The sequence below is a fragment of the Chlorogloea sp. CCALA 695 genome, assembly GCF_003003885.1.
In the GTDB taxonomy this organism is placed as follows: Bacteria; Cyanobacteriota; Cyanobacteriia; order Cyanobacteriales; family Chroococcidiopsidaceae; genus Aliterella.
In genome coordinates, this window is record NZ_PVWN01000046.1 from 1 (window position 1) to 14,553 (window position 14,553).

17 protein-coding genes, 1 tRNA gene and 1 riboswitch are annotated in these 14,553 nt (G+C 40.6%); of the genes, 11 read left to right on the top strand and 7 right to left on the bottom strand.

Going from position 1 to position 14,553, the window contains the following annotated elements:
* The first annotated feature begins 69 nt into the window (after window positions 1-69).
* Window positions 70-1,869, top strand: coding sequence for a protein kinase (locus C7B70_RS18580; protein WP_106370499.1), 1,800 nt, complete (start codon window positions 70-72; stop codon window positions 1,867-1,869).
* 192 nt (window positions 1,870-2,061) lie between these two features.
* Here the strand turns inward: C7B70_RS18580 and C7B70_RS18585 are convergent, their stop codons facing one another.
* The 5 genes from C7B70_RS18585 to C7B70_RS18605 all read right to left on the bottom strand — a co-directional run bounded on the left by C7B70_RS18585 (window position 2,062) and on the right by C7B70_RS18605 (window position 5,960).
* Window positions 2,062-2,580: an Hsp20/alpha crystallin family protein gene (locus C7B70_RS18585; protein WP_106370500.1), complete on the bottom strand. Its 519-nt coding sequence runs from the start codon at window positions 2,578-2,580 to the stop codon at window positions 2,062-2,064.
* Between the two features lie 207 nt (window positions 2,581-2,787).
* Window positions 2,788-3,822, bottom strand: coding sequence for a UDP-3-O-(3-hydroxymyristoyl)glucosamine N-acyltransferase (gene lpxD, locus C7B70_RS18590; protein WP_106370501.1), 1,035 nt, complete (start codon window positions 3,820-3,822; stop codon window positions 2,788-2,790).
* 70 nt (window positions 3,823-3,892) lie between these two features.
* A complete protein-coding gene (locus C7B70_RS18595) occupies window positions 3,893-5,125 on the bottom strand; it encodes an NAD(P)/FAD-dependent oxidoreductase (RefSeq protein WP_106370502.1) in 1,233 nt (410 codons plus the stop codon).
* Between the two features lie 125 nt (window positions 5,126-5,250).
* The gene (locus tag C7B70_RS18600) at window positions 5,251-5,457 is read right to left on the bottom strand and encodes a hypothetical protein (protein WP_146134097.1); all 207 of its coding nucleotides are present in this window, start codon (window positions 5,455-5,457) and stop codon (window positions 5,251-5,253) included.
* 80 nt (window positions 5,458-5,537) lie between these two features.
* Window positions 5,538-5,960: a hypothetical protein gene (locus C7B70_RS18605; RefSeq protein ID WP_106370504.1), complete on the bottom strand. Its 423-nt coding sequence runs from the start codon at window positions 5,958-5,960 to the stop codon at window positions 5,538-5,540.
* Window positions 5,961-6,056: 96 nt separating this feature from the next.
* Here C7B70_RS18605 and pyrE point away from each other — a divergent pair, with 96 nt between their 5' ends.
* Window positions 6,057-6,677 carry an orotate phosphoribosyltransferase gene (gene pyrE / locus C7B70_RS18610; protein ID WP_106370505.1) on the top strand — a complete coding sequence of 207 codons (621 nt, stop codon included), beginning with the start codon at window positions 6,057-6,059 and terminating at the stop codon, window positions 6,675-6,677.
* Between the two features lie 71 nt (window positions 6,678-6,748).
* Here pyrE and thiC read toward each other — a convergent pair whose 3' ends face one another.
* Window positions 6,749-8,119 (bottom strand): phosphomethylpyrimidine synthase, encoded by a 1,371-nt coding sequence (gene thiC / locus C7B70_RS18615; RefSeq protein ID WP_106370506.1) that lies wholly within the window; start codon window positions 8,117-8,119, stop codon window positions 6,749-6,751.
* A gap of 7 nt (window positions 8,120-8,126) precedes the next feature.
* A riboswitch (TPP riboswitch) is annotated at window positions 8,127-8,222 on the bottom strand.
* 108 nt (window positions 8,223-8,330) lie between these two features.
* Window positions 8,331-8,403: transfer RNA gene (locus C7B70_RS18620), tRNA-Ile, on the bottom strand.
* Between the two features lie 116 nt (window positions 8,404-8,519).
* Here C7B70_RS18620 and C7B70_RS18625 point away from each other — a divergent pair.
* From C7B70_RS18625 to C7B70_RS18665, 9 genes are all read left to right on the top strand, one after another.
* Window positions 8,520-9,218, top strand: coding sequence for a hypothetical protein (locus C7B70_RS18625; protein WP_106370507.1), 699 nt, complete (start codon window positions 8,520-8,522; stop codon window positions 9,216-9,218).
* 36 nt (window positions 9,219-9,254) lie between these two features.
* Window positions 9,255-10,010: an ABC transporter permease gene (locus C7B70_RS18630; RefSeq protein WP_199192354.1), complete on the top strand. Its 756-nt coding sequence runs from the start codon at window positions 9,255-9,257 to the stop codon at window positions 10,008-10,010.
* A 109-nt stretch (window positions 10,011-10,119) separates the two neighbouring features.
* Window positions 10,120-10,692, top strand: coding sequence for a TetR/AcrR family transcriptional regulator (locus C7B70_RS18635; RefSeq protein WP_106370509.1), 573 nt, complete (start codon window positions 10,120-10,122; stop codon window positions 10,690-10,692).
* The gene (locus C7B70_RS18640; RefSeq protein WP_106370510.1) at window positions 10,689-11,870 is read left to right on the top strand and encodes an ABC exporter membrane fusion protein; all 1,182 of its coding nucleotides are present in this window, start codon (window positions 10,689-10,691) and stop codon (window positions 11,868-11,870) included. The genes C7B70_RS18635 and C7B70_RS18640 overlap by 4 nt, the downstream gene beginning before the upstream one ends.
* 82 nt (window positions 11,871-11,952) lie before the next feature.
* A complete protein-coding gene (locus C7B70_RS18645) occupies window positions 11,953-12,645 on the top strand; it encodes a class I SAM-dependent methyltransferase (RefSeq protein ID WP_106370511.1) in 693 nt (230 codons plus the stop codon).
* 88 nt (window positions 12,646-12,733) lie between these two features.
* Window positions 12,734-13,075 (top strand): DUF2834 domain-containing protein, encoded by a 342-nt coding sequence (locus C7B70_RS18650; protein WP_106370512.1) that lies wholly within the window; start codon window positions 12,734-12,736, stop codon window positions 13,073-13,075.
* Between the two features lie 95 nt (window positions 13,076-13,170).
* Entirely contained in the window at window positions 13,171-13,713 is a 543-nt protein-coding gene (locus C7B70_RS18655; RefSeq protein WP_106370513.1) for a dual specificity protein phosphatase family protein, read from the top strand.
* A 12-nt stretch (window positions 13,714-13,725) separates the two neighbouring features.
* Window positions 13,726-13,926 carry a hypothetical protein gene (locus C7B70_RS18660; protein ID WP_106370514.1) on the top strand — a complete coding sequence of 67 codons (201 nt, stop codon included), beginning with the start codon at window positions 13,726-13,728 and terminating at the stop codon, window positions 13,924-13,926.
* 6 nt (window positions 13,927-13,932) lie between these two features.
* The gene (locus C7B70_RS18665) at window positions 13,933-14,550 is read left to right on the top strand and encodes an N-acetyltransferase (RefSeq protein ID WP_106370515.1); all 618 of its coding nucleotides are present in this window, start codon (window positions 13,933-13,935) and stop codon (window positions 14,548-14,550) included.
* Window positions 14,551-14,553 lie beyond the last annotated feature (3 nt).

Genomic DNA, 14,553 nt, shown 5'->3' on the forward strand with positions numbered 1-14,553 from the left:
GTTATTTAATATGCAAAAAATTTGACATAGTTATCTCTATCATCATATAACTAATTATTAATAAACTTTATGGGAACTGCAATAATACTTCGAGGACGCTATAAAATTACCAAACTTTTAGGGCGAGGAGGGTTTGGAGAAACTTATTTAGCAGAAGATGGCGATCGCCCTGGTAATCCAATTTGTGTAGTTAAGCAGTTACGACCAGTTTCTAATTCGCCTAATGTCCTGAAAGCAGCACAAAGATTATTTAATAACGAAGCAGAAATATTATACAAGTTAGGTAATCATGAACAAATACCGCGACTTTTAGCTCACTTTGAAGAAAATAATCAATTTTATTTAGTTCAAGAATTTATTGACGGACACGACCTAAGCGAAGAAATTACTCCAAATAGGCGATGGACAGAAGAACAAGTAATTGGCTTTTTAAAAGATGTACTTATAGTTTTACAGTTTGTTCATGAACAAAATGTTATCCATCGAGACATTAAACCATCTAATTTAATTAGGCGCAGACGAGACGGCAAAATTTTCTTAATTGACTTCGGCGTAGTTAAAGAAATTCAGCTACCAACTACCCAAAACAACACTTACTCAACAATTTCTGTGGGGACTCCAGGCTATGTCCCCAACGAACAATTAGGCGGAAAACCCCGTGTTAGTAGCGACATTTATGCGCTAGGTATCACTGCAATTCAAGCTTTAACAAGGCTGTATCCAGAGCAAATTGCGGAAAATACTCAGACTGGAGAAATTCTCTGGCGACAAAATGCCCAAGTAAGCGATCGCCTAGCTGGGATTTTAGACTTAATGGTTAAGTCCCATTTCCGCGATCGCTATCAATCTGTTGAGGAGGTACTAAACGATTTACAAAACATCCAAGTTAATTCTCAAAATACCGTAGTATCAAATACAACTAAAAATCAGTTACCTACTACTAATTTTGCTCCACTTCAACCGCTAAGTACCATTGATAACAGAGCGGAGTCATCAAAGCATAAACCAATAAGTTTACCTTTAGTTGTTGGTTTAATCGCCATTACGGCGGTGGCAACTTTGTATTTGTCTCGTTCGTTACTCCCAACACAGCAAGTAGTTAACCGTAGTGTAGCTAGAGTAACACCGCTAGCACCTAAATCAACTCCTCAACCTGCGGTAGTGCGAAGTCCCGCCGCAACACCAGGATTTCCCGCAAGTTCAAAACCGACTGTAGTGCGAAGTCCCTTAGTGCAAGTAACCCAATCAAGCCAAAGAGTTTCTTCACCCCCAAACACTGCCAGCCTTCCAGAAATTTCATCACCTACAGTGACGACAAAAATTAACCCGCAAGTTCAAATAGCCTTGCCAAAACCGACTCCTGCACCTGTAGCAATTACAGAACCAATTCCTTTAACTGAAGTTAAATGCTCAACGACAAGTGCTGACTCTAATAGCCAATCTTTCGTTGAATCACTCAAAAACTTAACTATTGGTAAAGCTACCGTTACAGCAATAGCTGAACTTGCAAGTCAAAACTTTAAGAATCCTGCAAATAGTCAAATAAAAGCTGATACTCCTGCGGGAGTAGATTGTTTACTAAATCCTCGCAATGGTAACAATCAATTTAATACTTTAAAACTAGCTTTTGGCATTAACGATACTAATAAATATTTAAGCAATGTGAGTGCAGAAACCAAAGTCCGGTTAACTGTTTATCTTGATCGCAAAAATATTGGTTCAAAAGAAGTAACTAAAGGAGAGATAAAAACTTGGGGATTAAATATTGCAGAGGTTGAAAATGTTGCTTTAGAAGCAGAATGTATAGAAAGTAATTACGTCCCCAAAATTTGTCCTGCCCTTGTGTTTACTCAAGTAGACTTAAATTAAATGTACGTGTAGCTACAGCTAAGTATACATAATAAAATAGCCGTTAAGTAAGGTTTTTTTACTTAACGGCTTCTAATTATAGCCACTCAGTGTCACAGTTCTATAGTGATGGCTCTATAAAATATTTATGAGCCGAAGCCTGATTATTAGTATTTTAGAAGCTAGATAGAACTGCTATTAGCTAGGGCTATTTTAGTTACTAGAACTGAGAGACGGGTTTTGATGAGAAACATTTTGATTGTCCGTTTCCAAACTAGGTAATGTTTCTTGCTTTTCCTCGCCTAAATTAACTTTCACAACTTTATGTCTAGCTTCTTGGGCTTTAGGTAAGGTAAGTTTTAAGATTCCATCTTTAAACTCAGCTTGCACTTGATTGTTTTCTACAGCAACTGGGAGGGGAATTGTGCGCCCAAAACTGCCATAACGCAACTCTGTACGGAAAAAGCCTTGCTCTTGAGCTTTGTTTTCGTAGCGGTGTTCGCCACTAATAGCTACGGCTTCTCGCGCTACTTGAATATCTAAGTCTTTGGCTTCAACTCCAGGAATTTCTGCACGTAAAACTAAGCTATCTTCACGATCTTGAATCTCAATTGCAGGTATCCAAGCTGTAGAAGATTGGCGATTAACTCCTGCAATTTCGTCAAACATCTGATCCATTTGACGACGCAATGATTCCATTTCGGAAAAAGGTTGCCAACGTACTAACCGCATAAGTCGATTTACCTCAATTTAATGTTCTACAAAAAAAAGATGGATGTTTACTTAAAGTGCGGTAAGAGTTACATCGAGCCGAAATACAAGTTCTGAAACCTATTAAGCTTGATGTCTCTTGCCTTTGACTTTATATTGACTTATTTGAATGGTTGAATAGGTGAGGCAAACTCTACCAAGTAAGTAGTATTTTACAGATATTTGTAATTATTCACCCAATCGCTTCTGCAATTGCTTAAGAGTTTGATACATTTCTGGCAAGCGACTGTAAATAGCAGCAGCTTTAATATAAAGTCTGTGGGAAATTGCCGGAGTGCCAGAAACGGTTGCTCCAGGCTCAACATCTTTGAGAATCCCTGCTCTAGCAGCAGCGATCGCACCATTTCCCATTTTGGCTTGATTGGCGATGCCGACTTGACCTGCTAAGATGACGCGATTTCCTAGAATTACGCCTCCAGCTAAACCAACTTGGGCTGCGATCGCACAATTTGCCCCAATTCGGCAACCATGACCAATCTGGACTAAGTTATCAATTTTTGTTTGCTTGCCAATGCGAGTTTCGCCCACCGAGGGGCGGTCTATGGTGCTATTACAGCCGACTTCTACCCCGTCTTCTAAAATGGTGATTCCTGACTGCTCCATTTTGTACCAGCCTGTAGGAATCGGCACAAAGCCAAAGCCTTCAGAACCAATAACTGCGCCGCTATGAATTACGCAATCAGCGCCGATAACTGCGCGTTCGCTAATTGTGCAGTTGGCGTGTAAGGTGGTGCGATTGCCGATCTGTACCTGGGGATAAATTACGACGTTGGGGTGAATGCAAACGCGATCGCCAATTTGGACGTTAGCTTCAATTACGACATGAGCGCCAATATAAACATCTTTGCCTATATTGGCGGTGGGGTGAATGACCGCCGTAGGATGAATAGCCGGGGTAGGGCGGTAAGGCTCGTAAAATAAAGCGATCGCCTTCGCAAATAGCAATCGTGGCTGGGAGGTACTAACCCAAGCTATACCGCGTGCTTTGGCTTGAGCTTGCAAGTTTTCGTCTAAAGGCAAAATTAAGGCACTAGCGCCCGTTTTTGCCACCTCGGAGGCAAATTTAGCCCCCTCTATGTAACTTAGAGTATTAGAAGCGGCTTCATCTATGGCAGCGATGCCACTAAGCTCAATATCGTTATCTGGCAGGCTGTTATTATTAGCACTGTCTCCTAGCTTTTGGACTATTTCGCTAAATTTCATATTTCGGCAATTTTAAAGTGATTCAATATTATTGAATGTTATTAGCGTCAAGAATGTTCGTAAACAAAACTCAAGACTCTATATTGCCTAAAGCGTTTCCAGCTATCCAGGCGGTTGTCCAAGCACTTTGAAAATTGAAGCCCCCGGTAACTCCGTCAATGTCTAAGACTTCTCCAGCAAAATGCAATCCTGGAGTAATACGGCTTGCCATTGTTTTAAAGTTAACTTGCTTGAGATTAACACCGCCGCAGGTAACAAATTCTTCTTTAAAGGCTCCCTTACCTTTAATTTGATAAGTACCTTGAGTAAGTTCTTGAATTATTTGGTTTAAACTTTTGTTGGATATTTCCGCCCAGCGTTGGTCTAATCCTACATCTGTACGAGCGATTAGATACTGCCAGAGACGATGAGGTAAGTCAACACCACGTTGCAAAGCGATTACTTTTTTGGGATGCGCTGTTTTTGCTGATAGCAATTGCGATCGCAATTGGTCGGTACTGTACTCAGGTTGCCAATTAATTAGTAATGTTGCCTGATATTTGCAGTCGTGCAGCACCCTTGCACCCCAAGCTGATAGTTTGAGTACGGCAGGGCCACTTAAACCCCAGTGCGTAATAAGTAAAGGTGCGGTTTGTTCTAAAGTTTTTTTAGCTATCGATAATTTTAGCTGCACTGTACCCACGCTAATTCCAGCTAATTCTTTTAAATACTTGTCAAGAATATTAAAGGTAAATAGTGAAGGTACGGGTGGTTCAATAGTATGACCTAAATCTTGGGCGATTTGATAGCCCAAAGGATTGCTACCAGTAGCTAGTAAAATGCGATCGCACTTTATTTTCTCTCCGGTTTTTAGTTCAATTTCAAACCCTGTGGTTTGCTTAACAACAGATACTACAGTTTTGCCAGTAAGCAACTCTACTCCAGCCAAATCAGCCGCTTTTGTTAAGCAATCAATAATTGTTTCGGAACTATCGGTAGTTGGAAACATTCTCCCATCAGCTTCAGTTTTTAGCTTTACTCCTTGGTTTGCAAACCATTTGACTGTATCGGTAGCTTGAAAGCGACTAAAAGCACCCTGTAAAGCTTTTTCACCTCTAGGATAGTTTTGCACTAAGTTAATAGGTTCAAAGCAAGCATGAGTAACGTTACAACGTCCCCCACCCGATACGCGGACTTTGGCTAAAGGCTGACGACTAGCTTCTAATAAAGTAACTTGGATATGGGGATGAGATGACGCGCAAGCAACTGCACCAAAAAAGCCAGCCGCACCACCTCCAATTACTACTACTCGTAACGGTTGCATTAAATCCTTAAGTTATTTACAGTTCCAGCCTAACTAATTTATTTAATCGCACCATTCCAAACCGTAGGGAAGATTGATTGCTGAATATTCCAGGTGCAACATCCGACGATGGGTAGGGTTTGTAGCTATTGAAGAACTATGCAGTAGTAATCAAGGCTACGAATTTCTGGAATTAATAGCGCATTGCGGATAGTATAAATGCTTTTATGGCGCTGTTTAGCAAAAAGACTATTTGCTGCTAGGGCTATTATTTGAATCAATAAGTCAATTTTTACCACAGAGAAATCATCTTCTGCGATCGCTCTTTTCAAAGCAGTTTTCCTCAGACTCATTAGCACTGCGCGATCGATAGAGTCTGGAGCATAAATAGTTTATGCTCCAAACCCAGGATAAGTTATTATTGCTTTTTTGTTTACAATCCTGGCTGTGGAGGTTCAGACTCGCTATTAACCTCTGCGCGGGGAGATTGTAAAATTGAGGTGTCGTAAGGATTGGGTAAATCTCTAGTCCGAACTACGCGATCACTAGAATTCTGCTGTAACAGCGCATCTCGGTAAAGAACATTAACAGCTTTAGTGTCTGCGGTAATTTCATTTTCTACAAAGGAATTATTTAGACCACCAATCCCGATGAGAAAATCTAGCTGCCGCAGAAAAGAGCGATTTCTAGAATACTCTTTGTCGTTAGTATAAAATACTTGCTCAAAGCGATCAGAGAGAGTTTTATACTGAGAAAACTGGTTAGCGGGGGAAGTTTGAGCTTTTGCGCTCGAACTAATACAAACTGTTGCAAAAATGACTAAAGCGCCTGTTAAGCTCTTAAATTTTACACCCATGATGTTTTTCCTCACTTATAGATATTTTATTTATGGTTGCATCTAGCATCAGTGTTAGCTTATTTTTGGGTTTGCTACAACTATTAAATTTTTTTGATGACAAACCAAATTCCCAAGCAGATAGATACAGAACTTTGGGCAGTTAAGGCAGATTTAACAGGCTTAAAATCCCATTTACTTGATTTATTTTGTACTTTAGCCTATACTGAAGGTGATTTTGTGCTTTCTTCAGGGCAAAAAAGTTCTTACTACATCAATGGTAAACAAGTAACTTTGCATCCTCAAGGTGCAGTGGCGATCGCCCGGATACTATTATCTCAGATTTCTAGCAATACTCAAGCTGTAGCAGGATTAACTTTAGGAGCCGATCCTATTGTTACAGCAGTAAGTGTAGTTTCGGTTTATGAACACCGCCCTATCCCCGCTTTAATTATCCGCAAAGAAGCAAAGGGACATGGAACTATGGCTTATATTGAAGGCTTAACTCTACCTATGGGTGCGTCTGTAGTAGTGCTAGAAGATGTCGTAACTACCGGACAATCAGCCTTGCAAGCGGTAGAAAGACTTACTGGTGCAGGTTATAGGGTTACTGAAGTAATGGCGCTAGTAGATAGACAGCAAGGAGGAGAGGAGTTGTACAAATCGAAGGGTTTAAATTTCCAGTCAATTTTTACAATTACCGATATTCAAGAGCGATTTAGGGCAATGGGTAAGTAGGAGATTGGAGATTGGGGATTGGGAATTGATTACCCATTACCCATTACCCATTACCCATTACCCATTACCCATTACGCTTTAACTGGTTCCTTTGCCAAGAATTTTTCTAATTCTGTCAGTGCGTCAGCGTCTACTTTTGTTTGCATTGGACAAAACTTCGGCCCACACATTGAGCAAAATTCCGCAGTTTTGTATATGTCTGCAGGTAAAGTTTCATCGTGGTATTCCTTCGCTCGTTCTGGATCTAAAGATAGTTCAAATTGGCGATTCCAATCGAAGTTGTAACGAGCTTTAGATAATTCGTCATCTCTATCTCTAGCGCCAGGTCGATGACGGGCAATATCGGCGGCGTGGGCGGCGATTTTGTAGGCAATCAACCCATTCCTCACATCTTCGGCATTTGGTAGCCCTAGATGCTCTTTAGGGGTCACGTAGCACAACATCGCCGTACCATACCAACCCGCCATTGCTGCGCCAATTGCTGATGTAATATGATCGTAGCCGGGAGCAATATCCGTAACTAAGGGGCCTAAAACATAAAAAGGTGCTTCGGAACATTCCTCCATCTGTTTTTTGACGTTAAACTCGATTTGATCCATCGGCACGTGTCCTGGCCCTTCTACCATGACTTGAATGTCATCTTCCCAGGCGCGGCGAGTTAGTTGCCCTAAAGTTTTTAATTCGGCTAATTGCGCCGCGTCAGAGGCATCGTGAGCGCAACCAGGACGCAGAGAGTCACCCAAACTAAAGGATACATCGTACTTTTTAAATATTTCGATGATGTCGCTAAAGTGGGTGTATAGAGGATTTTGTTTGTGATGGTGCAACATCCACCGCGCCAAAATGCCGCCGCCCCGCGATACAATTCCAGTTAAGCGATCGCGCACTAAAGGCAAATGCTCAATTAGTATCCCAGCGTGAATAGTTTGATAATCTACTCCTTGCTGCGCGTGTTTTTCGATGATGTGCAAAAAGTCGTCGGCGGTAAGACTTTCAATTGTGCCGTGAACGCTCTCTAATGCCTGATATACTGGCACTGTACCAATAGGTATAGAAGACGCTTGAATAATGGCGATGCGAATTTCATCTAAATTTCCCCCTCCGGTGGATAAATCCATCAGAGTATCAGCGCCATACTTAACTGCTAAATGTAACTTAGCAACTTCTTCCGCCAAATCTGAGGAGTTGGGCGACGCGCCAATGTTAGCATTGACTTTGCACTTTGAGGCAATCCCAATCGCCATCGGCTCTAAATTGGGATGGTTGATATTTGCTGGGATAATCATTCTTCCCCGCGCTACTTCTGCCCGAATCAAATCAACGGGGAGATTTTCGCGCTTTGCCACATACTGCATTTCTTCCGTGGCGACACCTTGACGAGCATAGTGCATTTGTGACACATTGCTTTGACCCTGGCGTTTGGCAATCCATTCTGTCCGCATTATTTCTTACCTCTAATCACAGCTTTCCTACGCTGGTATTACCCAGTCTCAGGTTCTAAGGGACTATCTCAGCCTGGCTTATCAGACACCCCTAGCTTGATTTCAAATGTTAGCACTTTCACTTATAAAATGGCACAAAAATTTGTTGGTAGCGATCGCCTTGGCTACCCTATATTTTTTGAGCTTTATTGACCTAGGAAAATAATTGTAATCGGCAGTGCAGGAGTTGAACCTGCCTAACACGAATTATGAGCTCGTTGCCTCAACCGCTCGGCCAACTGCCGCAGATTACATTTTATGGGATGCAGCTTATCATAGACGATTTAGCCATCACCTACCCAATCGCATATATTATCATAACAACGGTTTTGTTATTTTTTCTAAAAATATATTTTGCGTAATGAAATTAAATTCAACGGCAATTTTAACGTTAGTATTATTAACCTTAATGGTGGGTTCAGGTTATCTAAGTTCAGTTTTTGCTTACGGTATTGGACGCGAAGCCCTAAAAAGCGTTACTAAACCCGATGCTCGTCCGGCAACGAAAATCAAAGTTCGTAAGCCGACTTCGCAAAAAGAGGGGGCAGTAGTTATGTTGAAAGAGCAAGATATTCTCAACACTGTCAAAGCCCGAATTGCTGGCAAAGGCAAAAAAGTTAGACCGCAAAAAGTACGAAAAACTACCCAAAGTAATAATACTGTAGCGCCAAAAGCTCAGTTAGTAGCTGCCACCGAAGCGCCTCAACCAGGCTTTCCCATTAGCAATACAATTACTGGCGTAACTTTAAGTGTTACTTCGGCTCGGTACGCTGGTGGAGCTTTGGTATTAAAGTTAGATTTTAAAAATAAAGGTGATAAAACTGTACGTTTTTTATATAGTTTTATGGATATAACCGACGATCGCGGACGAGCTTTGAGCGCCAATACCGAAGGCTTACCGGAGGAATTACCGCCAGACGGGAATAATACAGGAACAGTTAGCATTCCTACAGCTTTACTTGACGATGTGAAAAGCCTATCCTTGCAGCTTACCGATTATCCAGATCAACAATTACAGTTGCGAGTTGCCAATATTCCGGTTGTTGCGTCCATTCGTTAAAGGAAGTTTATAGTGAGTTTGGGCAGAATTTTTGTGATGGGAACTAATGTGTTTCGGGAAGTAATTCGCGATCGCATTTTATATATTATTGGTTTTTATGCGTTGCTAATGGTAGTTGTCATGCAGCTACTTCCTCAAATAGCCGCTAGTACCGAAGATAAAATATTTTTAGATTTTGGACTCGCCGCGATGAACGTCCTGGGTTTAATTGTGGCGGTGTTTGTTGGTACGGGGTTAGTTAGTAAAGAAATCGAAAAACGCACAGTTTTATCTTTAATTGCTAAACCGATTAGTCGCGCTGAATTTATTATTGCCAAACATTTAGGCTTATCTAGCGTTTTAGCCTTGCTTGTAGGCGTGATGACGGTAATTTATCTGGCGCTATTGCAATTTCAAGGCATTACTTATTCGCTTGTCAGTATATTACTGGCATCGGTGTTTTTATTTTTGCAGCTAAGTTTGATTACCGCCTTTGCTTTGGCTTTGGGAGTGTTTACAAGTTCGGTACTCGCAACACTGCTAACTTTTGCCGTGTATTTGATGGGAAACTTTAGCCAAGACTTAGTTAATATTGGGCGGATTAGTAAAAATCCTGGTTTTGAGCGTGTAACTCAAACTCTATACTTGATATTGCCTGACTTGTCGCGTTTAGACTTAAAAAATTTAGCAGTTTACGGCACGCAATTGTTACCAAGTCCATTGACCTTACTGGCTAATGCTGGTTATGGAGTGGTGTATATTGTCTTGGTACTGGCGATCGCTATTTTAGTATTTGCCCGCCGCGAATTTTAAAAATTAATTATCCTTGCACCTGAATTAACAAGGTGTTATTTTATAACTTATGTTCGATATAAAATATAGCGGTAGGGGATAATTGTAGATATTAAGTTTATTGCTCCGTATGCCGAAGATTGTTGACCACGACCAATACCGCCAAGAACTGCTGATGAAAAGTTTTGACTTATTTGCTCAGAAAAGTTATAGCTCGATTACCATGCGGCAGTTAGCGCAAGGAATAGGGGTGTCTACAGGAACGTTGTATCACTACTTTGCTAGCAAAGAAGCTTTGTTTTTGCAGTTGACGGAAGAATTAGATCGGCAAAACGTGATGCACTTTTTAGCAGAAGCAGGAAATCCACCAACTTTAAAAGAGCGGATTGAGAGCTTATTTCAATTTGTTGCCAAACATGAAGACCATATAGGCAAGCAAACTTTGCTGTGGATTGATTTTTGCCAACATAACGACTGGTCTGATAGCTCTACTAAAGAAAAGTTTAAAGAAGTAGATGAACAAACAATTTTAGCACTGGCTGATTATATGCAAATTACCGATAGAGTCATTATTGATCTGATTTTTAATTTGCTCTATGGCTTGATGTTGCGGCGGTTATTTGGAGAAGAAACTATTTCTTATACAGAACAAGGAGCCTTAGTAGGCAAGATGTTAGCTAATTACATGGGAGAGGAAAAATGAAAGATGTGCCATCGCTTCCTCTGCCTGAAAACAAAAAGTTAATTGGGTTAGTTGTAGCGGCTATAGCTGCTACAACTGCGATCGCTTACTATGGCATTTCTCAGTCAGGATTGCTAACGCCATCGTCCCCAGAACCAGTGTTAACAACGCCTCCAGCTAAGAAAGTAACGGCTTTAGGGAGGCTAGAGCCAGAAGCAGAAACAATCAGCTTGGCTGCCCCTGTAGCTTTGGATGGTGATCGCTTAGAGCAATTATTAGTTACCGAAGGCGACATTGTTAAAAAGGGGCAAGTAGTGGCAATCTTAGATTCGCGCGATCGCTTGAGCGATGAATTGCAACAAGCCAAGGAGCAAGTAAAAAACGCTATTGCCAAGCTCAATCAAGTAATTGCTGGGGCAAAAACTGGAGAAATTCAAGCGCAACAAGCAACGATTACTCAGTTAGAGGCAGAGTTAAAGGGTGGCAGCGAAACTCAAAATGCAGCGATCACCAGGTGGCAATCGGAAGTCCGTAATGCTAATGCTGAGTATAACCGTTTTGGGCAGTTGTACGGACAAGGTGTGATCGCGTCTTCTAACTTAGATAGCAAGCGCTTGGTAGCAGAAACAACAGAGGCGCAATTACAAGAAGCGATCGCCACTAGAAACCGCAATTTCAGCAGTCTGCAAGCTCAAATAAGTCAAGCTAAAGCTACCTTAAATCGGATCGCCGAAGTACGTCCGGTAGATGTGCAAGCGGCGCAAACAGGGGTAGAAAGTGCGGTTACGGCGGTTAAAGGCGCTCAAACGGCTTTGGATCGAGCTTATATTCGTTCGCCAATAGCAGGACAAATTCTTAAAATTCATACCCACCCTGGAGAAAAACTCAGCGATGACGGAATTGTTGAGATGGGAAAAACTGACCAAATGGTGGCAATAGCAGAAGTTTATCAAACTGATATTGGTAAAGTGCGAGTTGGACAGCAAGCAGTAGTTACAAGTCAAGCCTTTGATAGTGAAATCAAAGGCACAGTGGCGCACATTGGTTTGCAAGTAGAGCAACAAAAAGTATTTAAAAATCAACCAGGAGAAAACCTTGATCGCCGCGTAGTTGAAGTAAAAATTCGCCTCAACCCTCAAGATAGCAAGCGTGTTACAGGTTTAACTAATTTGCAAGTACAAACAGCAATTAATCTTTAGTTGGTTTTAAGCATACATTCTACTGGTTTAGGAGGTAGGGCAAAATGTTAATAAATTTGTTTTCATCCATTGGAGTAGCAAAATGACTGAGCAAACAATTCAAGAACAAATTGCTTACTACAAAGCTAGAGCTAAAGAATATGATGAATGGTTTTATCGAATTGGGCGCTATGATCGCGGATTGGAAATAAATCAGCGTTGGTTTGATGAAGTTGCGGCGCTCAAAAATGTTGTCCAGCAAGTGGGAATTGTTGATTCGATATTAGAGTTAGCTTGCGGTACTGGAATATGGACACAAGAACTTTTAAAAATTGGCAAGCAAGTTACAGCGATAGATGTTTCCCAAGAAATGATTGAAATTAATCGCCAAAAACTAAACAACGCTCTTAACGTAGAATATCGGCAGCTAGATTTATTTTCATGGCAACCAGACAAACAATATGATCTAGTTTTCTTTTCTTTTTGGCTATCTCACATTCCCCCCGCAAAAGTTGATGAGTTTTTAAGTAAAGTTTATGACTCAGTTCTACCAAAGGGGAAAGTTATGATTATTGACTCTTATTTTGAAATAACATCTTCAGCTAAAGATCATCTGCTTCAAAACAAAAATGAAATTTACCAAAAGCGCAAGCTAAATGACGAGCGAGAGTTTCAAATATTTAAAATTTATTATCAACCTGATGTTCTGCTGCACAAACTAACTCAAGCTGGCTTCCAAGCCGAGGCAAGACTTACAGATACATACTTTATTTACGCTCAAGGAGTAAAGGTTTAACATTTTTGCAACAGTCTAAATTCAACAGCAAAAGTTACTGAGAGTTCTAAGTTGATTTATAACGAATGTTTGATATAAGGAGATTTTTATGCTTCAAACTACATACTTAATTCTTTGTATCCTGGGAACTATTCTACCTTATTCCCAATTCGTGCCGTTTTTATTAGAGCATGGCTTAAACCTACAGCTTTTCTTCGAGCAGTTATTTGTCAATCGCATCTCTAGCTTTTTTGCTATGGATTTGATTGTTTCATCGCTAGCCCTCTGGGTTTTCATATTCTGGGAAGGTTCGCGATTGGGAATGAAAAATTTATGGGTTTATATTGCTAGTAACTTGCTCGTTGGAGTTTCTTTAGGATTACCGCTATTTTTGCTAATGAGACAGCGAAAACTAGAGGAATATGTTGATAAAAAGTCAGTTTCTAATTAATAAGTTTATAGACGAATGACACTTCTTTCAAGTTGTTGCAGTAGAAAAAAGGACATGGTCATTGTAAATAATCGCCATCAAAATAGAGCGGGATTATGTATAGATTTGCTGCGGCATCAAAACAAGAAATTATCGTGTTTGGATCTGCTAAGCCTGAATTTGCAAATGAAAAAGTGAGTGATTGGATTGGATATATGCAACGTCAAAAAATTGAGCGAGTTTGCTGTTTGCTACCCAAAAAGCAACTTGCACCTTATGCAAACTTGCTAGGTAATTACGAACAAAAATTTGGACATCAAAAAGTTTGTTGGACACCCATTGACGATTTTACAATACCTCACCCTGACGCACTAACTGGAAAAATATTGCCATTTTTGCTTGAAGCAGACAAGCATTCAGAGAAAGTAGTCGTGCATTGTAGTGGAGGTGTTGGACGTACTGGGCTTGTTTTAGCAGCTTGGCTAGTGTATGGGCGCGGATTCTCTAACAAAACAGCAATTGCAGCAGTCAATCAAACAGGTAGGAATTCTTATGAAGCAGCAATTGCAGCAGTTTTTCAAGCAAAAAATCCCCTTAAAGTAGTTGCAGATATTGACTTACTTCTAACGACGATCGCGCATCTGTCAACCTTTAACTAAGAACACAAAGCCATGCTGTACAAAACATCTTTTGTTTGGTTTCGCTTTTTTCGCCGCAAAACTTATCTTTGGTTAATTTTGGCGATCGCATCTTGTAAAGTCATTTACCTATGTGGGACGGAACAACAAAAAGAAAAAAACCGTTTAGCTGTAGCTATTGTCAAGATTGATTTTGTCAAGTTTTACGCATTTATAAACGATCTATTGTGGTGAACAAAAATGAGTACCGAAGTTATTTGTTTAGAAATATCTCAAATTGACGCAGCCAGCAAAACCCTTGCTCATGCTTTTAATGACGACCCGATTTTTCGTCACTTTGCCTCCGAACGCGAACAAGCAAGACTTGGTGCAATTCAGTTGCTTGCTAAAACTGCATTGCGTTACAGCCAGTCCTACAACCATATTTATACAACCGCAAAGGAGTTAAAAGGAGTCGCAATCTGGATACCTCCAGGCAAATTTCCGCTTAACGACTTACGTTTATTGCGATTAGGTTTATATACTTTACCTTTCAAACTGCGTCTTAACCGACTAAGGCAATTAATATCACTATTCTTGACGATGGAAAAACATCACAAGCAAGACATAACTCAGCCTCATTGGTATTTATTTATGCTGGGTGTTTCTCCCACCTATCAACGCCAAGGGATAGGTAATTTATTGCTGCAACCAATTCTTAAACAGGCAGATAGTGAAAAATTGTCTTGTTACCTAGAAACCTCAACCGAAGGCGGAGTTCGCTTCTATCAAAGACTTGGTTTTGAAGTAGTGCGAACAGGTGGTTTACCAGAAGCAGACTTTAAATTTTGGACAATGAAGCGATCGCCACAATCATAAAAA